At 59.2% G+C, this 20,450-nt stretch carries 32 protein-coding genes; 28 read left to right on the top strand and 4 right to left on the bottom strand.

Annotated features, from left to right (window positions below):
- The first annotated feature begins 58 nt into the window (after window positions 1-58).
- From OMK73_RS00505 to OMK73_RS00640, 28 genes are all read left to right on the top strand, one after another.
- The gene (locus tag OMK73_RS00505) at window positions 59-598 is read left to right on the top strand and encodes a hypothetical protein (RefSeq protein ID WP_267600237.1); all 540 of its coding nucleotides are present in this window, start codon (window positions 59-61) and stop codon (window positions 596-598) included.
- Between the two features lie 86 nt (window positions 599-684).
- The gene (locus OMK73_RS00510; protein ID WP_267600238.1) at window positions 685-1,512 is read left to right on the top strand and encodes a hypothetical protein; all 828 of its coding nucleotides are present in this window, start codon (window positions 685-687) and stop codon (window positions 1,510-1,512) included.
- Window positions 1,513-1,565: 53 nt separating this feature from the next.
- Window positions 1,566-1,838 (top strand): hypothetical protein, encoded by a 273-nt coding sequence (locus tag OMK73_RS00515; protein WP_267600239.1) that lies wholly within the window; start codon window positions 1,566-1,568, stop codon window positions 1,836-1,838.
- Window positions 1,839-1,898: 60 nt separating this feature from the next.
- Window positions 1,899-2,192 (top strand): hypothetical protein, encoded by a 294-nt coding sequence (locus tag OMK73_RS00520; protein WP_267600240.1) that lies wholly within the window; start codon window positions 1,899-1,901, stop codon window positions 2,190-2,192.
- Window positions 2,193-2,324: 132 nt separating this feature from the next.
- Entirely contained in the window at window positions 2,325-2,891 is a 567-nt protein-coding gene (locus OMK73_RS00525; protein WP_267600241.1) for a hypothetical protein, read from the top strand.
- Window positions 2,892-2,934: 43 nt separating this feature from the next.
- Window positions 2,935-3,180 (top strand): hypothetical protein, encoded by a 246-nt coding sequence (locus OMK73_RS00530; protein WP_267600242.1) that lies wholly within the window; start codon window positions 2,935-2,937, stop codon window positions 3,178-3,180.
- A 36-nt stretch (window positions 3,181-3,216) separates the two neighbouring features.
- A complete protein-coding gene (locus tag OMK73_RS00535; RefSeq protein ID WP_267600243.1) occupies window positions 3,217-4,425 on the top strand; it encodes a metalloprotease in 1,209 nt (402 codons plus the stop codon).
- Between the two features lie 174 nt (window positions 4,426-4,599).
- On the top strand, window positions 4,600-5,235 hold the full coding sequence (locus OMK73_RS00540) for a hypothetical protein (RefSeq protein WP_267600244.1): 636 nt from the start codon (window positions 4,600-4,602) through the stop codon (window positions 5,233-5,235).
- A gap of 17 nt (window positions 5,236-5,252) precedes the next feature.
- Entirely contained in the window at window positions 5,253-5,540 is a 288-nt protein-coding gene (locus tag OMK73_RS00545) for a hypothetical protein (protein ID WP_267600245.1), read from the top strand.
- A gap of 17 nt (window positions 5,541-5,557) precedes the next feature.
- The gene (locus tag OMK73_RS00550; RefSeq protein ID WP_267600246.1) at window positions 5,558-5,881 is read left to right on the top strand and encodes a hypothetical protein; all 324 of its coding nucleotides are present in this window, start codon (window positions 5,558-5,560) and stop codon (window positions 5,879-5,881) included.
- A 24-nt stretch (window positions 5,882-5,905) separates the two neighbouring features.
- Complete coding sequence (locus OMK73_RS00555; protein ID WP_267600247.1) at window positions 5,906-6,139, top strand: hypothetical protein; 234 nt, start codon at window positions 5,906-5,908, stop codon at window positions 6,137-6,139.
- A 484-nt stretch (window positions 6,140-6,623) separates the two neighbouring features.
- Window positions 6,624-6,800, top strand: coding sequence for a hypothetical protein (locus OMK73_RS00560; RefSeq protein ID WP_267600248.1), 177 nt, complete (start codon window positions 6,624-6,626; stop codon window positions 6,798-6,800).
- Window positions 6,801-6,835: 35 nt separating this feature from the next.
- Window positions 6,836-7,087 (top strand): hypothetical protein, encoded by a 252-nt coding sequence (locus OMK73_RS00565; protein ID WP_267600249.1) that lies wholly within the window; start codon window positions 6,836-6,838, stop codon window positions 7,085-7,087.
- Window positions 7,088-7,174: 87 nt separating this feature from the next.
- Complete coding sequence (locus OMK73_RS00570) at window positions 7,175-8,146, top strand: hypothetical protein (RefSeq protein WP_267600250.1); 972 nt, start codon at window positions 7,175-7,177, stop codon at window positions 8,144-8,146.
- A 36-nt stretch (window positions 8,147-8,182) separates the two neighbouring features.
- The gene (locus tag OMK73_RS00575) at window positions 8,183-8,497 is read left to right on the top strand and encodes a hypothetical protein (protein ID WP_267600251.1); all 315 of its coding nucleotides are present in this window, start codon (window positions 8,183-8,185) and stop codon (window positions 8,495-8,497) included.
- A 511-nt stretch (window positions 8,498-9,008) separates the two neighbouring features.
- Window positions 9,009-9,371, top strand: coding sequence for a hypothetical protein (locus OMK73_RS00580; protein WP_267600252.1), 363 nt, complete (start codon window positions 9,009-9,011; stop codon window positions 9,369-9,371).
- 580 nt (window positions 9,372-9,951) lie between these two features.
- A complete protein-coding gene (locus OMK73_RS00585; RefSeq protein ID WP_267600253.1) occupies window positions 9,952-10,104 on the top strand; it encodes a hypothetical protein in 153 nt (50 codons plus the stop codon).
- A complete protein-coding gene (locus tag OMK73_RS00590) occupies window positions 10,101-10,373 on the top strand; it encodes a hypothetical protein (RefSeq protein ID WP_267600254.1) in 273 nt (90 codons plus the stop codon). The genes OMK73_RS00585 and OMK73_RS00590 overlap by 4 nt, the downstream gene beginning before the upstream one ends.
- Complete coding sequence (locus tag OMK73_RS00595) at window positions 10,360-11,118, top strand: DUF5677 domain-containing protein (protein ID WP_267600255.1); 759 nt, start codon at window positions 10,360-10,362, stop codon at window positions 11,116-11,118. Before OMK73_RS00590 ends, OMK73_RS00595 begins: the two co-directional genes overlap by 14 nt.
- Window positions 11,119-11,210: 92 nt before the next feature.
- The gene (locus OMK73_RS00600; RefSeq protein ID WP_267600256.1) at window positions 11,211-11,438 is read left to right on the top strand and encodes a hypothetical protein; all 228 of its coding nucleotides are present in this window, start codon (window positions 11,211-11,213) and stop codon (window positions 11,436-11,438) included.
- 89 nt (window positions 11,439-11,527) lie between these two features.
- Entirely contained in the window at window positions 11,528-12,469 is a 942-nt protein-coding gene (locus OMK73_RS00605; protein WP_267600257.1) for a toll/interleukin-1 receptor domain-containing protein, read from the top strand.
- 285 nt (window positions 12,470-12,754) lie between these two features.
- Window positions 12,755-13,282, top strand: a complete 528-nt coding sequence (locus OMK73_RS00610; protein WP_267600258.1) for a hypothetical protein — start codon at window positions 12,755-12,757, stop codon at window positions 13,280-13,282.
- 5 nt (window positions 13,283-13,287) lie between these two features.
- The gene (locus OMK73_RS00615; RefSeq protein WP_267600259.1) at window positions 13,288-13,530 is read left to right on the top strand and encodes a hypothetical protein; all 243 of its coding nucleotides are present in this window, start codon (window positions 13,288-13,290) and stop codon (window positions 13,528-13,530) included.
- Between the two features lie 119 nt (window positions 13,531-13,649).
- A complete protein-coding gene (locus tag OMK73_RS00620; RefSeq protein WP_267600260.1) occupies window positions 13,650-14,072 on the top strand; it encodes a GNAT family N-acetyltransferase in 423 nt (140 codons plus the stop codon).
- 17 nt (window positions 14,073-14,089) lie between these two features.
- Window positions 14,090-14,425, top strand: a complete 336-nt coding sequence (locus tag OMK73_RS00625; RefSeq protein WP_267600261.1) for a hypothetical protein — start codon at window positions 14,090-14,092, stop codon at window positions 14,423-14,425.
- Window positions 14,426-15,131: 706 nt separating this feature from the next.
- The gene (locus tag OMK73_RS00630) at window positions 15,132-15,554 is read left to right on the top strand and encodes a hypothetical protein (protein WP_267600262.1); all 423 of its coding nucleotides are present in this window, start codon (window positions 15,132-15,134) and stop codon (window positions 15,552-15,554) included.
- Between the two features lie 393 nt (window positions 15,555-15,947).
- Window positions 15,948-16,301: a hypothetical protein gene (locus tag OMK73_RS00635; protein WP_267600230.1), complete on the top strand. Its 354-nt coding sequence runs from the start codon at window positions 15,948-15,950 to the stop codon at window positions 16,299-16,301.
- Window positions 16,302-16,304: 3 nt separating this feature from the next.
- Complete coding sequence (locus OMK73_RS00640; RefSeq protein WP_267600686.1) at window positions 16,305-16,892, top strand: hypothetical protein; 588 nt, start codon at window positions 16,305-16,307, stop codon at window positions 16,890-16,892.
- 61 nt (window positions 16,893-16,953) lie between these two features.
- Here the strand turns inward: OMK73_RS00640 and OMK73_RS00645 are convergent, their stop codons facing one another.
- The 4 genes from OMK73_RS00645 to OMK73_RS00660 form a co-directional block, all read right to left on the bottom strand.
- The gene (locus OMK73_RS00645; protein WP_267600263.1) at window positions 16,954-17,424 is read right to left on the bottom strand and encodes an N-acetylmuramoyl-L-alanine amidase family protein; all 471 of its coding nucleotides are present in this window, start codon (window positions 17,422-17,424) and stop codon (window positions 16,954-16,956) included.
- Between the two features lie 148 nt (window positions 17,425-17,572).
- Window positions 17,573-18,328, bottom strand: coding sequence for an IS21-like element helper ATPase IstB (istB, locus tag OMK73_RS00650; protein ID WP_267600264.1), 756 nt, complete (start codon window positions 18,326-18,328; stop codon window positions 17,573-17,575).
- Between the two features lie 8 nt (window positions 18,329-18,336).
- Complete coding sequence (gene istA, locus OMK73_RS00655) at window positions 18,337-19,890, bottom strand: IS21 family transposase (protein WP_267600265.1); 1,554 nt, start codon at window positions 19,888-19,890, stop codon at window positions 18,337-18,339.
- A 44-nt stretch (window positions 19,891-19,934) separates the two neighbouring features.
- Window positions 19,935-20,066: a hypothetical protein gene (locus OMK73_RS00660; RefSeq protein WP_267600266.1), complete on the bottom strand. Its 132-nt coding sequence runs from the start codon at window positions 20,064-20,066 to the stop codon at window positions 19,935-19,937.
- Between the last annotated feature and the right edge of the window lie 384 nt (window positions 20,067-20,450).

A 20,450-nucleotide genomic window follows, 5' to 3' on the forward strand; every position in this document is an offset into this window, starting at 1 on the left:
AGCCGATACGCTGGAAGCATCGCTGGCCGACCTGAAGAACCACGAATAGGAAAAAGAAATGAGCACCTATGTTGAACGCGCACTCTTCATCGTTGCGCCCAGAAACTTCGGCAAGAGCACGACTTTGCGATCGATGTTTCGCGACCATCGGCTTGGCACCGCAGGCAAGATTCCAAAGGCTCCGAAGTTGCCGGACGAGTACAGATTGGGCAACGAGCGTCGGCTATACCTTCGACTGACTTCGCCTCACGAGGCGAACGAAAGCCTTAAGGAGTTCCTGACCAAGACTAAGGGAAAAATGGCTGGCGGACGCTGGTGTTTCGCCGGACCATTGCACCCTGACGCGTTCAGGAGGATGCCGGACACTGTGACCACCATCAAGGGATTCATTCGGGAGTTCGAACCTGAACGCGTTCGCGTGGCCGTTCTGCATCCGAATCACCAACAGGGCGACCTGAGCGACTTCCTACCGGGCCAGTCTCGCGAACTCCTGAGCGAGTTGCACTCAATTGACGAACGAGTCGAAGTCATGAGCATTGATGTTCGAGTGCTCGATAGGAATGGGCTCCTTCTGGCCGATTTTTTTGACTTCACATGATGTCCTGCCGCTGCCTCGGTCTGAAGATCGACCAGGCCGCGCCCTAACGGATCGGAAAAGATCACCCATCAAGACGAACCAGACTCATGCAAATCAAAGCCAGCCTCGTGGTCACCATTGCCTGCCTTGGCCTCGCCGCCTGTCATGAACGTTCTGTGCAGCCTGCTAAGGTCAACTCGGCGTCGTCTGCCGAGGTTAGCCCCGCCGCCACACCGACACAACCGCAGGAGCCGGCGTATCGCCCCGTCGATCTCAAAGCTAGCGATCTCGATCTACAGCGAGTCAGTCTGCCGCCCGATGAGGTAAGGGATGCCCTGATGCGGTTCAATCCTTGGAAAGGCAAATTTGAAAGCGACGCCGCCTTTGCCAAACGCATGAGGGAGGTTGGTGGCGAACGACTGCTCGATGGGATCAAGATTGGCGACATAGTGGCTCTTCGTATTTCCAAGGCGTCGTTTCAGTATGACGCCAACAAGCAAGAGTGGCGTTACATTGTCAACCCGGCAAGTGTGGGGAGCCGCTACAGCTACGTAGCTGTCTACGACGACATCCGGCCGTCAAGCGAGTTCCCCAGCTACCGCGACTACTTCGCCAAAAGGGGGATGGACATCACGTTCCGAAAGCAAATTCTCGTAGAAGTGCCGGCCCTCAAAGGCTACAGCGAGATGCAAGGCTTTCTGAAAGCGGGGCAAAGCCAGGCTCGTGATCTGGAAGACTCCATGACGGTGCTTCTGATCGGGAGGATCGAGCCCGCTCGAATTACCCTAAATAGTTACGAGTTCCCTTCGCGCCCGGACGACCACGACATGGTCTTCAAAGATGCACTTGGCTTCAAGCTTGAAGGTGTTTGGCTGGTGGACACACGCAATGGCCACGTCCTCTCCAAGTCATGGAAGGCCCGCAGGGTAGCTTAGCGGTTGCCGGCCGCACCTAGGAAAAACACCCCGCACACTAACGGACACAGCCAATGCATCTGCCACACAAACTGTTGTCGTACGGGATGATGCGCCGCCTGGCAAAGCACCACCCCGTAAAAGCGCTGATCGGACTCTTCGTGGTGCTGTTCTTGATGCTGTTCGGTCTTGTCAACCCGGTTGCGATGGCTGTCTGGCAAACGAACTTGACCGAGATCACTGCGTGGATTGGGATCGTGGTCGTGCCGACCTGGACGACGCAATTGGGCCTGATCACCTATTTCCATTTTGGTCCGGGTCGGCGTGAGCTGTATGACGACAATTGAAAAGCGCCCCGTGCGCCCGAGGCTGGCCGGTAGCCAGCGTCTAACAAAAGTTGACAACCCATGGGTAACTGGAAACCAATTTTCGACGGTACGATTGACGGCCGTCCGGTCACACTTAAGGAATGGAAAGATGACGAGGGCCGCCACCTGCGGGTGGAAACCAACTATGGCAAGGATCAGATCCTTGCCGATGGTCTTCCTGGTGTGATTGGTCTGCCTGTATCTGCAGACGACAAGATGCACGTCGAGGCGTCGACGGCAGACGAATTGGAGAACAGCTTGGTTGAAGAAGGTGGCTTCTCCCCCGAAGCCGCGAAGGAGATTGCGCGCCTAGCGCGGGAGCCCGGGGCTTAACAGATTCTCCAACCAAGTGCGGCAGCCGCCAACCAACCTTCGTCGGTTGGTTCAAGTCAATAGGAAAGGCGAAAGCGATGATGACCAGCGTCGTGATAGTTGTACTCGGCTCGTATCGACCGCGAGGCACACATGCTTAATCACCCGGCATTCTGGGCCGTGATCTTCTTTCTTTTGCCCTTGGCTCAATCGCTGGGTGACTGGCATAGCAGGATCGCAGCATGGGCGTGTCTGTCTGTGGCGATCCTGCTATGCAGCTATGCGCTCGTAAATTGGCTACGGCTGCCGCGCGGGTATAAATGGACGTGGGCAGCGCTTCGAAATTTGGCGTGGGGAAACAAAGTCTCACTGTCGGACGCCGCACGACTCGCGTATGAAGAGGCTCGCGTCAACAACACGATATGGGCACATGCCGCTGAACGTCTCGCAGTCAATCAGACGCCGGGAGGGATTTTGGACTACATAGCGGGATACTTCGCCAGTGAAGTCCAGTTGTACGGGCGGAGGCCGCCTTCACAGCGTTTGGAGGCCGTCGATCGATTCCAGGCAAAGCACGGGACATTCCGGGGCGGAGCAAGGAATCTTTATCTCAGAGACCAAAGCAAGACTGAGTTTTCAGATTTGCAGGTTTCGAGGAAGGATCTCAAAACGGTGCGCGAGTTGATGCGTAGCGCGCTCAAGGCGGACGAGCCGATCTGAGGCGCGCGCTCGCACAAGGAAAAGCTTGATTGGCGAGGGGCGTATGAAGCGAGTAGCGCGGATGGCAACCTATAGGGGTTGGACAATTGATGCCGCACCGATCATGGTGCCGAAGCAGAGGGTTTTTCAGTCGTGCGCGGTGATTGAACGTGAGAGCGGCGAGCGTTTCGTCTTCGTTGACCTTGGTAGCCGCGTGTATCGGTGGCAAGCTCACGAACGCGCCATCGAGTGGGCCAAACGTTGGATCGACAACAACTACACGGTCGGCGCGGCCGTTCGTTGCAACTAGGATAGGCCGGCCGGGCCGGCGCAAGGGGAAAGTGGCGTGAGCGAGATTGGGTGCGGTGAGGCTGCAGCTCCGAAACCGGCTGTGACCTTTTCGTTGGCACGGGTGCTTTTGGGCACCCTGATTCGTCGTGGCCCGATCGAGTTCTTTCGGCTCACCTATGTGATGCTACGGTACCGGTTTCGGGTGGCCTACGACGACCACACCCGGGCCATAGTGTTCGGCTTTCACGTGCTTCTCTGTCTGGTCGGTGCCTCGTTGGTAGTTGCGGCTTTTGGCATGCCTGAAGCGGTGACTGCAAGTTCAACTGCGGCACGGCTTGGTGGTGCAGTCGCAGGGGTTGCCCTTCTGTTCGTTGCAGGAACCTGGTTCCTGATGCCAGCGTTCCATCGGTCAGTTCTCTTGGGGGAAGTGCTTGCGTCGGTTTGCTACGGTATGGCGTGCGTCGCATTGTGCTGGCTTGGGTGGAGGCACGCGTCAGCTCTTGCGTTGAGCAACCCCACAGCATTCGGCGCTTTCATCCTCCTGGTTGTAGCAGTGGTGGTGGTGTTCGGACACCCTTTGTCTCTGTTGGCACGATTCCTCGTGCTGCGGGCTCGAGCGAATCACTACGCTTTTGAGACGCCGTACCACCAGCTCCTGGCTATTCGGCCAAGGCGAGGCGGTTATCGGCAAGTCGCAGTTCACGAAGCCGGTCACGTCCTGATGTACGCTCTCGGAAGCCGAATCCCAGAAGACGCTTCCGCCTACATCGACACAGACACGCTGTCACCAGCGATGGGCCAGGTTTCGTTTCCAGGAGGACAGAGCAGTGAGATCTCTTTCGAGCTACTGGAATGGAAGCTTGTCACCTGCCTTGCCGGAATGGTTGCGGAAATGATCGACACCGGAACCCATGGTTTCGGAGCAGGCGGTGACATGCGGACCTGGCAGGAGTTGGCAATCCCATACCTGCTCTTGCGCCCGGATGTCACGTTCTTCGAGGAACCGAAGACCGACCTGGAAATGGAGTCCAACAAGCGCGAGCTAGTTGCTTTGAAGAAGCGGATGCTTACTGCTGTTACGCGTTATGTACGCGCAAATTGGTTGGTTGTGATGCGCATCGCGGCCAGCCTCGAAGAGGTTGAGTATCTCGAGTACAAGCAGCTCGCTGACTTACTTAAAGGCGTCAAGCGTACCGGAGGATTGCCAACTGCGCAGTGGCCAGCAGAGTTCGGCGGGATTGATCTACATCCTGCGGTGGATTAAGTGGGCAGGAACAGAGCACCTGAGGAGATGCGCCAGTGACGATCGCGTTTGAGGAATATCTGGCCACCGGCCTGTTCGGCGGGCCAGCCACCACCGAAGACGGCCGCTACCGGTTTGCGCAGTTGCCGCTGCTTCTCCCCCTCGCGTAGCGTCGACGCCAAAGCAGGCGGCGCGGTGTGGTCCGACGCGCCACGCGGCTGGTTCGCCGGCGCCAGCAGCGATCTGGATGCTTTGGCCAACAGGCTGCCCGACGTCATGGCAACACATTACTTTCTCGCCACAGCGAGCACTACCTGCTGGCAATGCCGCGAGTCGACCCCGGTGTTCAGTCTAGCGGTGCCGCCGGCTCATCTCACGCAGTATCCTCTGCCGGACGATGACGATGGCCCCATCACGGCCGTCGCGTGGGAGGTGGCTGAGTGTGGCAGCTTCTTGAGCGATCTGGTCGAGCTGAGCGGCAGCGTGCGGAAGTTGCTCGCCGCGCATTGCCCTGCCTACCGCGTCGACTACAGCCACACAGCGGACGCCAACTATCTCATGAACCACTGCGCAAGCTGCGGGGAGAAACAAGGCGATTTCTACTTACATCACGAACCGGGTGAGGCATTCTTCCCGACCACGAAGGACGAAGCCGCGCGGATCACGCTGCAGCAGGTGAACGCGCCGCTGCTTGCGCAGGGCGCGACGGCCATCACCTCGGACGACCTCATGCCATACTGCGCCATGGGCGAGCCCATCAGCGAGCCGGCAGTTTCAACGGAAAAAGCACTGGCGCGTGGCGCCCCGACGTCGGCCGGGAGCCGATCATAATGGATGAAGGAGTGGCCATGCTCACCAAATTCATTGAAGTAACCATTGTCTCCGACTCAGCCGACACGTTGGCGCACGCACGCAAAGCAAGTGTGCGCGCCGATCAGATCACAAGCTTTGTGGACATTTCGGCTGAGAAATTTAGCGGGCATCCGCTCGTGAGAATCAGTCTCGCCGAGCCGCATGATTTCGTGAACAGCGACGACGAGGCGGGCGGCGTCGTTCGCGCTCAGCGTACGATTTTTGTGCAAGAGAGCTACGAGACTATTCAGCGCCTCTTGTTCGATGTCCCTGCGAGCGCATAGCCGGGAAAAGCAACGCTATGAGCCTCGCGATATTCAGGAAGCCCCACCTGGCGTTAGTTGTGTCGGAGCCGGACCTTGATACCGCGCTTGCCCATCTGCGCAGCCTACCGTATCAGAACGCGTCTCCGGTGGCATGGGAGCGCCAACGCCTCATCCAGCAGATCCGCGAAGCCATCGGTGCCGACCGGCATGTGAACGGGCTGTACGGCATAGCACCGGGGGTGTTCGCCATCGTGAAGCCGTTCGGGATCGACCTTGCACGGGGGGCCGGTGAGCCAGATGGCCGCTTGCAAGCGGCTGGCCATCCGCTCTGTGGGAACAGACCCATCGCGGGTCACTGAGATCTAACCATCGGAAAACAAATCATGCGCAATGCACTCGTCGTGCTTCTCCTACTTGTGATTTTCGTGCTGGGGCGTGCCCTGGTCCGAGTCGAGAACGAGCGTTATGCGCTGTGGGTCGGGATGTGCCCGAACATGAGTGGGACGTTCGGTGCGATGCGGGCCGGGGACGAAAATGCGTGGAAGTGTACGAAGACGATCCAAACGAGGACTGCTTGGTGGTGGCATGTGTACGACGCCATTTCGAACACGGACTGACTCCAAGGAAAAGCGGATAATCACGATGCTTGAGATGAGACCGCCATCGGATGGCCAGAGCTTACTCATTACGGCTAGCCAGTTGCTAGAGGGTGCAACAGCCTTGGCAGACATCAACCTTCCCGCTCAACTGCCGGGGGCCTTGCTTTCAGCGCAAGCCCTGGAGAACGGGCTGAAAGCTCTGCTTTGGGTCGCGGGAAGCACCGTCTCCGATCTGCGAAAGCCATCTCGTGGCCATGATCTAATTGCTTTGTGGAAGGAAGCGACGCACAAAGGTTTCCTTGCTGGAGACCCGCCAGATTGGTGCATCCTATTGAACTCGCTTCACGCTTCCCCCTACAAGGGCCGATATCCATCGGGCCTGAACGGGTTCGCGACGCCGAACGCGAAGGCTACTGTGGCCCAGGTGGCAAGTATTCTGGAACTAGCTACAAATTCGGTGCAGGGAGCCCCGTGGCGCCCACCATCAGCATAGGAAAAGCACATGACCTCACTGACGACCGCCGATGCTCTGCGACTCGCGATCAACGTGCTACGCGACGCAGCAGAGTCCCGCAAGCTGCCGTCGGGTGCCGAGCTGAACGAAGCGACTGCGGGGCTACATGCCGATGCAGCCGATACGCTGGAAGCATCGCTTGTCGACCTGGAAGGCCACGAATAGGAAAAGTAGACAACGCAACTAGCACGGAGGGATCTATGCAGGAAACTCAGGCAGGTGGACTCATTTCATTCATACCTCTGCTCATCTTGAGCGCGGCGTTTTGCCTCGTGGGATACTTCCTCGCAAAGGACAAAGGGCGTCCGGTTTGGCGATGGACCTTGTTGTGCGCTATCCCAATTTTTAACATGTTCTTCCTGGCCTTCCTGATTGGGTCGACCAGCCTGCGCTTGGAGAAGAAGCTTGACGCGATCTTGAATGGAACGCACAGCAACCCTTCGCCTCATTGACTGAGGACGTCAGTAAGGACCACCGCCGCGTATGTCCGCCAGTCGCTGCTAGCTTCGCAGGATTTCAGAGAAGGGATAAGGTGCTCAATGGACGCTAGCCGTCGCGATGCCGCGCTTGGAGAGAAGTACGCTTTCATTGCCATGACGCGGGCTCCGGTAGACATCAATCTACCTGCTGAGTTTGGCATTGCGGACGACGTGTGGGTTACACAGATGCCCCCCGTGTGCCTCAGCGAAGACTGGAAGGAATGGATCGGTTCAATCCGTGCCGAACAGTTGCTTGTCGCAACACTGTGGCTTTGCACCGCTTGCTCCTCACGAACACCGGGTGTACTTGATGCTGAGAATGTGGCGCTCAGAGACCGGATTGGCCGTTTCTACCAGGGACTGTTACTTGCTACACCGCTTCGTATGGACGGCGAGAGCGTCATCGTCACCGGGGCCAATGTTGACGGGCGTACGGGTGTCAGGCAAATGTCGACGCTGGATAATCTCGCGTGGACGCCAGGCAGGCCGCCAGTGACGATCACGGAGGCGAAGTGTGATACGGCACTGCGACTAGCGAACAAGCTGGGTGCTTTCCCGTCAGGCCGGTACCTTCGCCTGTGCCGAGTGCTTAATGCCTTCATGAAAGGTCTGCATGAGACCGATGTCCGAGAGCGCCTGCATCAGTTCTGTCGAGTCATCGAGGGTCTTATTCTCGCGGACCCGGGGCATACCCGGAAGCAGTTCAAGAGCAGAACCGAGCTGTTCGTGGGTGTGGGCAATCACGAACTCATGGAAACCATCTACAACAACCGAAGTGCGGTTGAGCATATGAACGACCCGATCGTGACTGGTGCGGACGACACCGCGAAGCAGAAGTCTTTCATGAGACTGACGATCATTGCGGAAGATATTGCCCGGTTCTGCCTGCAACGGGTCCTGCTGACGCCGGATCTGCTCGCTTGCTACGAGAACGACGATTCTCTGCGTGGGTTCTGGTCGTCAAGCAGGAAAGCGACGCTGTGGGGAGCGAGCCTGGATCTGGCAACGTGCCCTGCGCCGAACTCTCTGTAACCACGGAAAAGCAACTGGCGCAGCGAAGCGCCCCGCATGTCGGCCGGCAGCCGTAAAATCGATAAAATGAAGAAGCTTCCTGCGCTGACTATCGGATTTGGAATTGCCGCTTCAATGGTGTTCCACGCCGCTCACGCTCACACTCGCGAGTGGTACTCGGATCATATTGATGAAGCTAAGAACCGATACAGGGAATGCGAGGCCAAGCAGAAGGCCGATGTCCCGCCAAATTCCGAAGAGAAGGGTGATTGTGACAACGCTGTGGTTGCTCTGATGACCCAGCGATCTAGCAAGCCAATCCCTAAGGCCGAGTCGGCGCCTGCTCCGAAGTGGAAGAACTTCGGTCACTGATCGAACGGCACAGTGGAAAAGCAAACACGGTGAGGTAAAAATGCGGCTAACATTCTCGTGTATTCTCGTCGCACTCCTAGTCATCGCTGGCTGCGATTATCGATCGCCCGAGCCTGGCAGCACGACAGCGTCCGGCACGAGGGTCGACAGCAGCGCCATTGCGGCATCGCAAGGCCCGCCACAGCCTGCAAACCGCGATCATCCGACAACTGGGCGTTTCCAACTGGTTATCAGCCCTCATATGCGGGCTGATACGTTCCTCATCGACACATTGACTGGACGCGTCTGGCAGGTAACCCAATTTCCCTCGCTTGAAGGGAAGCCGGTCGCGTGGGAGGAAATGACCATAATTGACGAAAAGGGCGAGCTCGGCCCCACCCATGAAGATTTCCGGAAATTCTTCGCTAGGACGAGCAAGGGCCCAGAAAAGGCCGCGGAGGGGAAACAGCCATCAAACACAGAGTGATCCATACCGGAAGCCGGGCCGACTACCTAGAAAAGGGGCGCTGACATGAAAAGCCACGGTGGATTCAAGAAGCCGACGATCAAGGACAATGGACGAGCGTATGTAAGGCTGTTTGGGTATTTCGCCACTCAGGATGAATGGCTTCGATTCTTGACTCGGTACGTGGTTAAGCATGTACCGTTCGGAATGGAGCGCAATGGAGACTGCGCCGTGCGTGTAATCGACCCAACGACGGGTGAGTTAGCGACCCTTGGTTTGGAGCTTCCGAACGAAATCAAGCATCACACTTATGTCGCGACGGCGCGCAGCTTCTGGAACGAGAATTTCGCGAACGACACCCAGCGACGAAGCCGAACAGTAGAAGTCGGTTTTGATCAGCCTTCAAAAGATGAAGTGGTACCTAGGTGAATCGGAAATAGATGACAACACCAAGTGCTGACTCGTCCATCTATCGACCGACTGCCTTTGCGTGGGCAGTAGCCTCGCTAATGGCCCTGGACGATACCGATGAAATTGAGGCTGTCGGCCTTGTCCATTTGAGCAAGCCCGCGAGTCCTGGCTGGAGAGCCTGGACCCGCGTGACTGACTGGCGAGTCGACGATGGCGACACGCTCTTTGGCGACTTCGAGGTCTGTGACGACGGGTTGGGCCTGCCTTGCTCGCGCGCGCTCCTCCCATTGAATCCGTGTGGTCCAGAGCGTCAAGCGTGGGCGGAAAGGAAAACGCGGCACCTAGACGATTTGACGCGGCAGTTGCATACCGATGAATCGCCGCTTCTGCGTTGGTTAGCGGCCATGGTGGACGTATTGCCGTTGACAGAACTGGGTGTTGGTCTGGGTTTCCGGCGGTCTCTTGTGCGTGATGAAGTCGAGATCACCACGTCGAGTGCTGTCATTGGTGTTCGCCGGTCAGATGCGGCGCCAGGCTGGTCGCTTCGACTCGACAAGCGATTCGGAAAAGGACCTCGACGCGGTCGCCAGCCCCGCTGGTGCGTATCGGGCTGGTGGTAGCGGACACCTTCACGATGGTGGGAAGCAAGCCGCGTCCGACCTACTACGTATCGCCCCTGCAGCGGCGGCTGATGCAGCTCGCAACGATAGAAGGGGCGCTGGGCGCCCAAGACAAGAAGCATTCCGCGTGACGCTCTTCAAGCAACTGATCGGCAAGCTGCGCACCGAAGCGGTGGCGCTTGGCATGGACGACGCGCAGCTCGGTGCCGAGGGGCGCGCCGTGCTCGATGCACTGGACGCGTGGGGACACCAAGCCGGTCGCGCCGGAGCCTCGGGTTACCCGGACGTACGCACCGCGCTAACGCATCTGGGGCTCAAGGACTACGGCATGGGCGAGGCCATCCGCCAGCTCGACCAGAAAGCCGAAGCCCTGCACCACGCGCTGTATGGCAAACCATGAGCGATACATCCTGTCCTCCCCCAAAACCATGGCGGAGGCCGGCTATCTGTCGGGCACGGCCAGCGTGGTGCGCGAGCTTATCCGGCAGCAGTTCGGGGCGCTACTCGGCGAATGCGCGATCGCCTCGCGCACGGCCATGGCCGTTCTGGGCGAGGGGATAAGCGGGCCCCCGCATCAGCGCGTGGCGCTCGCCGCGTGGCAGCGCAGCATCTGTGCCTGTCAAGCGGCGGTGCTGCTGGCCGAGCGCGGCATGGTGGTCGAGGCGGCCTCCATCCTGCGCACGGGCTTCGAGCACCTGTTCTACGCACGGGCGCTGCTGGTGGATCCGGGCGTGCTGGAACGGATGCGCGATCAGGATACATATGAACGGCAGCATACCGTGCGCCAAGCACTGGCCGATACTGACATCGGGAACGCCGTCAGTGCGGAGCAGCGTGCGGCACTGGAAGCCGTGTTGCAGCAGCCCGTGGGCAACCTGCGCATCAGCGCCTACGGCGCAGCCGAAAAGGGTGGCCTTGCAGCCGTCTATCAGGTCGCCTATCGGCAACTCTCGCTCGTGGGCACCCATGCCAACTACACCAGCATCGGCGCAAGCTTTGGAGACTCGGCCGACGAGCTGCAGTTCGAGCAGCGGATCGACGACCTGCCGGTGGTGCTTAGGCTCATTCGTGATTGCCTGAAGCTCGGCAGTGAGGCGTTCCTCACGCTGCAGACGCAGACCGATGAGGCCCGCCCGACGATTTGACGCCGGACGCGTCGTGAGCGCCGAGGCCATTGCTTCCACCGTCCGGGGCGCCCGCCATGCGCTCACGCGCGCGATGCGCGACGCCGACCGGGATGATCTCGCCGACCATGTCGCCTTGGCCGTCGAAAGCCTCGACGTGGCTCGCGCTACTGCAGTGCGAGCCGCCGGCGTCGCCCGAGGCGTTCGACCATGCTGGACAGGTCGCGATCGCGCAGATCACGGCGCTGCAGTTTCATGCGCTGGACAGGGAGACCAGCGATGCGGTGCGGGACGTGCTGTGGATCCTGCAGCACGTCCATGCCGCCGGCGTGGCGCAGTAGGCGATACTGCGAAGCGCAGCAGGCGGGCGCTCCCGCGCGGCATAATGGATCCTCATCGCGCCAGCGCACCGCACTCTGAGGAAGACACCGTGAGCATCGCCCAGTCCCACTACAACCTGCTGGTCAGCGCCCACAACGAGGCTTGGGAAGGCCTTTCGTGGAGCGTGGACAAGGACCGGCTCTTCGAATACACCAGCGACATCGTCCGCAATCGCTTCCTGCCGCCCAGCGATGACACGTTTCATGTCCTGCAGTCGCTGCCCACGGTCTTCGCATACGAGCGCATGTGCCGCAAGGCGGCACGCGTGGGTCGCATCACCGGGATCTCGCACCGTAACGATGGCTATGGCGTGGCCTTCGAGTTTGATCCGGGCATCGCGCCCATCGCGCCCGAGCAGCTCGAAGCCCTGCAGCACCCGCTCGATATCGAACGCAGCTTCGAGCTAAACCGCACGCACTGGGCGGTCAAGAACGTCGCGCTGGCGAGCGTGCTCCAGCAAGCGGGATTGCTCTTGCCCTCGGCGACGCTCTTTGCAGCCAAGGCACCGATCGTGTTTCTATCGTATTCCCACGACTCGGTCGTGCACAAGGCGTGGGTCGCCCAGCTCGGCATGGACTTGCGGGCCTACGGGATCGAGGTGTTGCTGGACCAGTGGGACACGCGGCCGGGGGATGATCTCGCGCTCTTCATGCGGCGCGGCGTCATGCAAAGCGATTACGTCGTGATGGTCTGCACCGAGCCCTATGTGAGCAAGATTCTCGGCAACATGGGCGGCGCAAGCTTCGAGCACATGCTGGTGATGGGGCAGCTCATGCAGGAATTGGGCACCAGCAAGTTCATTCCCGTAATCCGCCAGACCGCCATGCCGCGCCAACTGATTCCGGCGTTGGCCACGCGCGCCTATGTCGACCTGTCCACCGATCTCCAGTACCGCGAACGCGTCGAGGAGCTGGCGCGCGGCATCCACAACCAGCGCCCGGCGCTGCCGCCGCTGGGCCGCCCGCCGGTGCCACCACCGCCTGTCCGGTAGGAGTACCCCCAAACCATAGGAAAAGCACATAGGGAGACGGGGATGAGGGCGAGGCAATACCTCCTGATCGGCACGATTGTGGTAACAAGCAGTTGCGCACCAACGAATGTCTATTACGGTTCGAATTCTCCGCAGGACGCACGGGACCTGTGTAAGAAACCTGGGACCGGCTCGCTATTGACCAAGCTGCTGAACGCAAAGGTCGGTCAGCCAGGCGGCCCGCCCGCCCAAGTTACGTCGATACGCAACCTGAGCGCAGACAGACCAGATCGTCCAGAGATTTTCTTGAACACCGAGCACTCGATGGCGCTGTCTTGCTACGCAACGCTGGTGCTGCAAAGCGGCAGCGTCGAGTCAGGTATCGTGCGAGCCGTCCGCTCGGAGCAGCAACAAACTCCCGTTGGCGAGTGGGTATCGGACGCCACGATTGCGCAACGCGAAGCGGTCGACGCTGCGGCAAAGAGCGCGCAGAATTGGCGAAATTTTCCGGGCGACATCGCTGCATGGTCCGGTATCCCGCCGCTGCCTCGAACCGCTTCCCGCTACCAGACTGAGAAGGCGTCGACGCATTGCACGATCACTGACACTGCAGATCACGTCGCGACCGTCTGGGCCAGCTCAGGCGATTGCCGGCGCTGGATCGAAGATGCGCAGAAGTTCGCGACGGCCGGCCCGACGCGGGCTCAAATCGAGGGCTACCGACGCGACCAGTGCATCAATAGCCTTTCGCGCACGGCATCGCAGTCGTATTCGGGCGAGTCTTACGGCATCTGTTCCGGCGTGGCACCTCGTCCAATGCATCCGACGAGGTAATCCATATGTCCTCAACTCAACTTACCGATGAATGGATTGTCGAGGGCTTCATCCGACTCGCGAAGCCGGGCGAAGACGCGGACGTATACGAGCCTTGGCCTGGGTACGACGCCCCCATGACGCAGTTGGATGAGTGTGCGAAGCGCAGGCTGGATCTCGAGTTCCGCGCCCATCGCCTCCTCGTGCATGAGAAGTTGGCCCGTGAAGCGATCCGGCGCGCAAGCGAGGCTTCCAAAGATGAACGATAGGGAACGTGGCTGGTTGGCGAGCTGGGCGACATGCGGCCGTCGTTCGATGACGGCATGAGCCCGGCTGAGTATGTGCAAGCTAAAATCGAGAACATTGACTAACGGACGGAAAAGCCATTGTGGAAAGAAGCCTCGAAACTACGAGGATCAGCGGCCCGGGTGACATCAAAGACAGCGTGCTGCATACGCGGGCGACCGAGGGATGGCGTGACGCCTGGACGAGAGGCTTCGTTGCACTCACAGACGGCTGCGAATCAGGCCTACTGATGCTCGATTTTTACGAGCGGACATCGACAGCGCGGGTCTACGAGATATTTGTTTTGGGGCGGTTCAGGCAGCGTCGCATTGGGACCGGCCTCATGGAACTCGCGGAAGCCGAAGCGAGGAAATATGGAGCGAAGCTCCTGGAGCTCGAAGCACATCCGCTTGACGAAAGCACCGATCTCTTGACGCTCCGACAGTGGTATTCAACTAAGGGATTCGACGGCAAGTCCGATACGCGCCTGATGTCAAAGGTCCTTCGGAATGAGATCAACGAATAGGAAAAGGAAATATACAGATGACAACGATAGCAGAACGGGTGATTGATTTCTTGGCAGGCCTGCACGCGATGGATCGTCTCCAGGGGCCTCTTAGCAACCCAAGGCATGCTGCCATCGACTTGGAATCCGCAACGGTCTATGAAGCTCATGCGGACTTTCCTGACGCGGAACTGTTGCAAGCTGAACTTAGCTCGGGCCGTACGGTGAATGTTTCGACGCACAAGCTCATCGAGCACCTGATGGCGCGTCATGCGAAGGCGATGGCGATCTTGGAGCCGGAGGGCGGCGTCACCCGAGATCACTACGAGCACATCAGCGATCATTTCGCACGCAAGACAGGCTTTAATAGTTAGGCTAATCGCGCAAGCAGGACGGAACAGCTGGTCGCAAGACTGGGCCCACGGGCGGAATGTGATCGCTTCGGCACTAATCTGCTGGCCCAGGCGGGCGCCAGCCCGGCAGCAGGGACAACCAGTACGCGATAGCTGACGTGTGGCAAGGTGCAAGCCGCGCAGGTTGCATTGCAACGTGAACACCAAGGAAAAGCGCTCTTTGTTGTGTTGCCGGTGGCGAGCTGGGATGATTGGCTGAACTGCCGAGATCCCGAGGCCGCAAGGACATTCCCTAACCTCTATCCCGCTGATCGCATGGAGACGGCGCCGGCGCCCCGCCCTTCGCGAGCAAGATCCGCTCAGCAGCCATCCTTGGGACTCGACTGATCGCAACCATGCCGTCCAGATCGCCTGCGCCGTCCCTTGCTGACTTGAGGCCGATGCTTCTGAGCGAGCGCAAGCATGTCCCGGCCAGTGATGAATGGCGCTACGAGCTGAAGTATAAATACGCACCCAGGTCCGTTGCTTTTCCCCAACGCTGCCGCCACATGGTAGCCGTTGCGTTTGACGAAGAGGGGCGTTGCGATTGAGTCGGTTGCAATTCTTGCGACCGTCTGCAAGCCCGTGGTGAAATCATCTTGAACGGCGCGGCTGCTGGAGGCGACAATCGTGTTCATTCAGACTGCTACTGAAACGCACAAGCCGGGCACCAATAATGGCGACAAAGATGACGACTCAAGACGGTATCGATAGATTTTGTGAGTATTTCTCGGGACAAATCGAGGCGATCCGCAATCTGCACATTAAACGCGATGAAAACCGAGATCCAGCGCAGTACCAGATCCGATTTTATAGAAAGGTACTGCTTATCAATGCAGTCGATACGCTAGCCAGCATTCGCTTTTCGAAAGATCGTTATCCACAACTACACAAACGAAACAGAGAGCGCTTCATACGTTTCATTCAGGATGGAAAGTGCTGGACACCTGGCGAGTACGTCAGCATTCCTTTTCTCAGCGAAAGGCAAACACGAGGAGAAATTGGGCCGGGTCGTCTTTGCGACCTCATTGACGAGAAACTCGCCAAGATAGACCCTGACGCGGGGGCTCAATCGAGTTTAGTGAGATCGACGAACCACTTGGCGCATTGATTAAACTCGCGAGTAGCGAACTGGAAGCGAAGGCTCTGCGCGACTGCCAACATTATAATTTGCTCTACCGCTATCGAAACTACTTAGTGCATGGGTCAAGGGAACCGGGAACATCCATGGAGATCAGCCCTGAAAGGACAGTCCCTTACTATCATGGGTATGTGTATGAATCGAAACTGTTTCTCGCCTATCCAGAATTCATGTTCATGAAACTTCTAGAAAACGCCATCAATTATATTAGGCAGTATCTACTTTCGAACAGCCTCAATCCATACGATTTCGTGGAGGAAACATCGCGGTGGTAGCGCGCCCTAATATGGCGTTCCAGAGAACGATTAGCAACCGGAGCGGGCTTCTCCAACGAGAATTCAGTGGAATGCTCAAATTGTTGCTATGCCTATCCCCGAAGACCCGAGCGGGAACTTTAATCCGCGTCAGTCTGCACGTGGGAACAATGACAAGACGGCGAAATACATGCTTAGGAAAGCCCTGATATTTTCCTCTATTTCATTCATTTCGGCATGTGCCAATAATTCTGGCGTATTTCGTGTTGGTGAAAATCAATATCAAGTATCGACCAGAGCAACTTGGGAGCTTGGCGGCCGTGCTGGCGCCAAACGCATGGCGCTCGAAGAAGCAACAAAACACTGCGCAGAATCTGGAAAATCTGTAAGGCTACTTAAGTCAGTTGAGAATTACGGCCATTTTGAGGGGGGCACTGTCGATCTGACTTTCAGTTGTGAGTAAGCGATTGCTGTAACCACAGCGCTCAGTCAATCGCAACACCGAAGGAGTTACTTATATAAGTACGATGGATTCAGAATACTGGCCTCAACAGATCCTGTTCGCCTGCAGACCAAGGGAGGTGCCGATGCGACGGCTTGGTTCCCAGAGCTGACCGCAGGACTTGCCTCGCTCGGTCCTGGCCACATACTCGATGGCGAAGTATGTTGCCTAGACGACATTGGCCGCAGTGACTTCGATCGGATCCTCCGTCGGGCGCGGCGCCGGCGCTGGTATCCTGGAGCGGACCTGGTCGTCTATTGCGCGTTCGACTTGCTCGTGGAGAGCGGGCGGGACATCCGCGGCCAGACCTATGAACGACGAAAGGCCGCTCTGGCGTCTCTGCTTTCAAAGCGGCCCGCGAGCCTTCTCTATGTCGACCATGATGCCAACGGGCAGTGGTTGTTTGACCAGGCCCTCGTCCTTCAGCTTGAAGGCATCGTCGGGAAGCGAGTCTCGAGCACCTACCAGGCTGGCATTCGTTCATCTGACTGGATCAAGATCAAGCGGCCAGGGTCGGTCCCGCCTAACCGGTTCCGACAAGCACTGCGGTAGAACCTGGCCGCGGCCGCCGGCCACTCGGCGTTGAGGTGCGTGGCAGCTGGAGCGCGTCCCTTCACCTCCGCGACTCCAAGGCGCGGCCGCCCAGGCAAGCCTCCACTCCACGAGCTACCGCCCCGGCGATCGCTCGCCGCGCTTGATCGTTCGCCAGCATCGCCTCTTCGTTGGGATTGACGATCACTCCCGCCTCAAACAGCACAGCTGGTTGCTGCGCGGTCCGCAGGACGACCAGGTCATCAAACCAGTAGATTCCGCGCTGCGCATCGGCAACCGGGCGGTTCTCGCCAGGAATTGCTTCCGCATGATGCGGTGTAGGCCGCCTTCCGAGCGCGAGCAGATGGTCAGCAATGGCGCGCGCACATGCAAGACTACCCTTGGGGTCCACATTCTTGCGCGACACGAATAGGCTGTAGCCAGCGAACTGATTGGCAACTGGCAGATAGCGCGGCTGTACGGAGTCGTGGTGGATGGAGAGGAAAAGCTGTGCGTCCGTAGCTCCAGTGGTGCGGGCGGTCAACGACGTCATCTGACCGTCGAAGCCTATCTTCCTAACGGTAATTCCGGCAAGCGAGTTCACAACCTGCGGATTTCGGTGAAGGTGATCGACCGTTTCGGTGAACGTGATCAGGGAAGGAAGGTGGTACTGCGCGGTCAGGAGATTGTAGCGTAGGTGATCACGATCCCCGCTTCTTGCTATCTGTCGATGTCCGCTTGCGCATCGACTCGCCCTTGAGCGGCACCTTGTGGGCCTGGTGAACTAGCCGGTCCAGGATGGCGTCGGCGAGCGTCGGGTCATTGAGCCATTGGTGCCAATGCTCGATGGGTAACTGGCTGGTCACGATGGTCGAACGCGTGCCGACACGGTCGTCGAGGACTTCCAGCAGATCACCGCGGGCGCTCTCGGAAGGCTCCTGCAGGCCCCAATCGTCAAGGATCAGGACATCGATACGGGCCAGTTGCGCCAAGCGCCGGGTAAAGCTGCCATCGCCGTGGGCGATCTGCAGTTCCTCGAACAACCGCGGCACCCGCAGATAGAGCACCGAGAACCCTTGCCGACAGGCCTGCTGACCGAAAGCGCAAGCCAGCCAGGACTTGCCAGCGCCGGTCGGCCCGGTCAGGATCAGGCTCTGTGCATTACGGATCCAGTCGCAACTGGCCAGGGTGGCGACGAGCCGCTGCTCAAGTCCCCGGCTGCCGTCATAGATCACATCCTCAACGCACGCCTGGGTATGCTTGAGCTTGGCCGCGCGCAGCAGCCGCTCGAGCCGCCGGGTGTCGCGCCAGGCGATCTCGCGATCGACCAGCATCGAGAATCGCTCCTCGAACGGCAGGCTGGTGCTGGCGGTCAGAGCGGACTGTTCCTCGAAGGCTCGGGCCATCCCATCCAGCTTGAGCGCCTTGAGTTGGCCAACGGTGTGTTGCATCAGCATGTATTTTCCTAATGGTAGTAGTCAGGGCCACGCACGTTGTCATGCATGGGGGAATGCCACTCGCACTGCGATCCCGGCAGAGTGGCTTGCCGGTCCAGATGGTTTTCGAGGATGGAGATCACCGACTTGCGAGTGAGGGAACCGATGGCGACGGCTCGAGCGCAGGCAGCCTCCAACCGGTCCTTACCGTATTTCTTGGCGAGGCTGAGCAGGCCCAGACAGGCGCGGTAGCCCATTTCGGGGTGACTTCTGCTGGTGAGTTGATATTCGACGATGACAGCGACACTCGGGCCAATCGAAGCCGCCCAGTTGAGCAGCCGGCCCGGCGTCCATTCGAGGTGGGCGCGGTGCGCTGCGGGCATGTGGTCCTTAACCGTGCTGTGGCTACCCTTGCGGGTATTGCGCGCGTGCAGCGCCACGCGCTTGCCGCCGGACAGGATCTCGATGGTGTGGCGCGTTATGCGAGCCTCCACGGCCTTGCGAACCAGGGCATGTGGCACGCTGTAGTAGTGGCCGTCGATCTCGATGTGATAGTCGATGTTGACCCGGCACTGCTTGAACGTCGCCACCTCATAGCGTCGCTGCGGCAGCGGGCGCAGCACCGGGCGGTCCAGCCGCTCGAACCATTCCCGTCGCGTGCCAGGCAACTTCTTGAAGGGGCGGCTGTTCAGGTCGGCGACGAGCTTCTTGATGGCCTTATTGAGCTCGGCCAAGCTGTAGAAGCGGTGGTTGCGCAGCCGTGCCAGAATCCAACGCTCGACGATCAACACGCCGGTTTCGACCTTGGCCTTGTCCTGGGGCTTACGTGGCCGCGCCGGCAGCATGGCCGTGCTGTAGTGATGAACGAAGTCCTCGGCGGTTCGGGATAGCACAGGCTCGTATCGGTCCGGCCGAGCGACCAGCGCTCGCGGATTGTCCGGCACCAGCAATTCCGGCACGCCGCCGATGAACTCCATCGCGCAAACCATGCCTCCGATCCAGTCGGCAGTAGTCTGACCGCGGGTGGCGCACGCGTAGGTGTAGTTCGACGCGCCCAGCACGGCGACGAAGATACTGGCCTCGAAGGCCGTGCCGCCTTCCGGATTGAGAACCGGAACCATCGGGCCAGCGAAGTCCGCGAACAGCTTCTCGCCGGCATTGTGATGCTGGCGCATGGATCGCTTGAGCATCGCCGCCCAGTCCCGGTAGCGACAGCAGAACTGTGTGTACTGGTAGATTGGGACACCTGAATTCGCTTCCAGGTATTCCTCCCACAGCAACTGCAATGTCACGCCCTTGCGGCGCAACTCGCGATGCAGGTAGGCGAAGTCCGGTGTCACTCGACCGCCCGCGCTGTTGGCCGGCTTCTGCGCGCCAAACAGCCGCTGCTCCAGCGCATCCTCGTCAAGACTGTCTGCCAGCGGCCAATCCAGTCCCGACGCCTTCGCCATCGCCGCGTACTGCGAGACAGCGCCAACACTCACACCCGTAGCCCTGGCAATCTGCCGGTGCGACAGGCCACACGCCCACTTCAGGCGAAGCACTTCCTTGATCTTGCGCATGGTCATCCGGTTGGCCGGCATCAGCTTGCTTCCTTGCAAAAAGGAAACAGCGTATCGCCGGCGATCTAGCCCATGCGCAGTACCACCCCCAGCCCTTGCCCGGCGCCATTTCGGCGCATGATCAGCGATTTCGGCAACGTGATCACTCGTTTCGGGATCGTGATCACCGATTTCGGCGTCACCGCCAAAGTGATCACGTTCAGCCGAAACCGGCGATCACCTTCCGGCCGAAACAGGTGATCACGTTGCGCCGAAATCGCTGATCACGGGCCCCGAAATACGCACACAACCTCCTGTGCGAGCGCCACATTGAACGTGAACTCTCCCCTCCCGCTCGCAGATATCGCGCCAGGGCGAGCATGCGAATGGCCCACATCCACTGCGATCGTGTTGCCCGTCGCCATTGGCGACAGGCTGAACAGCGTGGCCGCGGCCACTACAGACACACTCTGCAAACGAATCTCCGAAACGGTCTGTGACCTGCATGCTCCACGAGCTGACCCAGTAACGAGCCCAACGAGGTCATCCGCAACGTTGAAATAGAATGCCATTCGCCCAATCAAGTGCCCGTGTTAGCAGGG

The organism is Cupriavidus sp. D39 (assembly GCF_026627925.1).
Taxonomy (GTDB): Bacteria; Pseudomonadota; Gammaproteobacteria; order Burkholderiales; family Burkholderiaceae; genus Cupriavidus; species Cupriavidus ulmosensis.

Coding starts and splice junctions, on each gene's coding strand:
- OMK73_RS00520 (WP_267600240.1), top strand. CDS start 1,899: ATGGGTAACTGGAAACCAATTTTCGACGGTACGATTGACGGCCGTCCG.
- OMK73_RS00515 (WP_267600239.1), top strand. CDS start 1,566: ATGCATCTGCCACACAAACTGTTGTCGTACGGGATGATGCGCCGCCTG.
- OMK73_RS00645 (WP_267600263.1), bottom strand. CDS start 17,424: ATGACGTCGTTGACCGCCCGCACCACTGGAGCTACGGACGCACAGCTT.
- OMK73_RS00565 (WP_267600249.1), top strand. CDS start 6,836: ATGCAGGAAACTCAGGCAGGTGGACTCATTTCATTCATACCTCTGCTC.
- istB (WP_267600264.1), bottom strand. CDS start 18,328: ATGCTGATGCAACACACCGTTGGCCAACTCAAGGCGCTCAAGCTGGAT.
- OMK73_RS00505 (WP_267600237.1), top strand. CDS start 59: ATGAGCACCTATGTTGAACGCGCACTCTTCATCGTTGCGCCCAGAAAC.
- OMK73_RS00600 (WP_267600256.1), top strand. CDS start 11,211: ATGATCTCGCCGACCATGTCGCCTTGGCCGTCGAAAGCCTCGACGTGG.
- istA (WP_267600265.1), bottom strand. CDS start 19,890: ATGCCGGCCAACCGGATGACCATGCGCAAGATCAAGGAAGTGCTTCGC.
- OMK73_RS00630 (WP_267600262.1), top strand. CDS start 15,132: ATGACGACTCAAGACGGTATCGATAGATTTTGTGAGTATTTCTCGGGA.
- OMK73_RS00575 (WP_267600251.1), top strand. CDS start 8,183: ATGTCGGCCGGCAGCCGTAAAATCGATAAAATGAAGAAGCTTCCTGCG.
- OMK73_RS00555 (WP_267600247.1), top strand. CDS start 5,906: ATGCGCAATGCACTCGTCGTGCTTCTCCTACTTGTGATTTTCGTGCTG.
- OMK73_RS00530 (WP_267600242.1), top strand. CDS start 2,935: ATGAAGCGAGTAGCGCGGATGGCAACCTATAGGGGTTGGACAATTGAT.
- OMK73_RS00525 (WP_267600241.1), top strand. CDS start 2,325: ATGCTTAATCACCCGGCATTCTGGGCCGTGATCTTCTTTCTTTTGCCC.
- OMK73_RS00510 (WP_267600238.1), top strand. CDS start 685: ATGCAAATCAAAGCCAGCCTCGTGGTCACCATTGCCTGCCTTGGCCTC.
- OMK73_RS00580 (WP_267600252.1), top strand. CDS start 9,009: ATGAAAAGCCACGGTGGATTCAAGAAGCCGACGATCAAGGACAATGGA.
- OMK73_RS00550 (WP_267600246.1), top strand. CDS start 5,558: ATGAGCCTCGCGATATTCAGGAAGCCCCACCTGGCGTTAGTTGTGTCG.
- OMK73_RS00560 (WP_267600248.1), top strand. CDS start 6,624: ATGACCTCACTGACGACCGCCGATGCTCTGCGACTCGCGATCAACGTG.
- OMK73_RS00570 (WP_267600250.1), top strand. CDS start 7,175: ATGGACGCTAGCCGTCGCGATGCCGCGCTTGGAGAGAAGTACGCTTTC.
- OMK73_RS00545 (WP_267600245.1), top strand. CDS start 5,253: ATGCTCACCAAATTCATTGAAGTAACCATTGTCTCCGACTCAGCCGAC.
- OMK73_RS00595 (WP_267600255.1), top strand. CDS start 10,360: ATGGCAAACCATGAGCGATACATCCTGTCCTCCCCCAAAACCATGGCG.
- OMK73_RS00625 (WP_267600261.1), top strand. CDS start 14,090: ATGACAACGATAGCAGAACGGGTGATTGATTTCTTGGCAGGCCTGCAC.
- OMK73_RS00635 (WP_267600230.1), top strand. CDS start 15,948: ATGCCTATCCCCGAAGACCCGAGCGGGAACTTTAATCCGCGTCAGTCT.
- OMK73_RS00615 (WP_267600259.1), top strand. CDS start 13,288: ATGTCCTCAACTCAACTTACCGATGAATGGATTGTCGAGGGCTTCATC.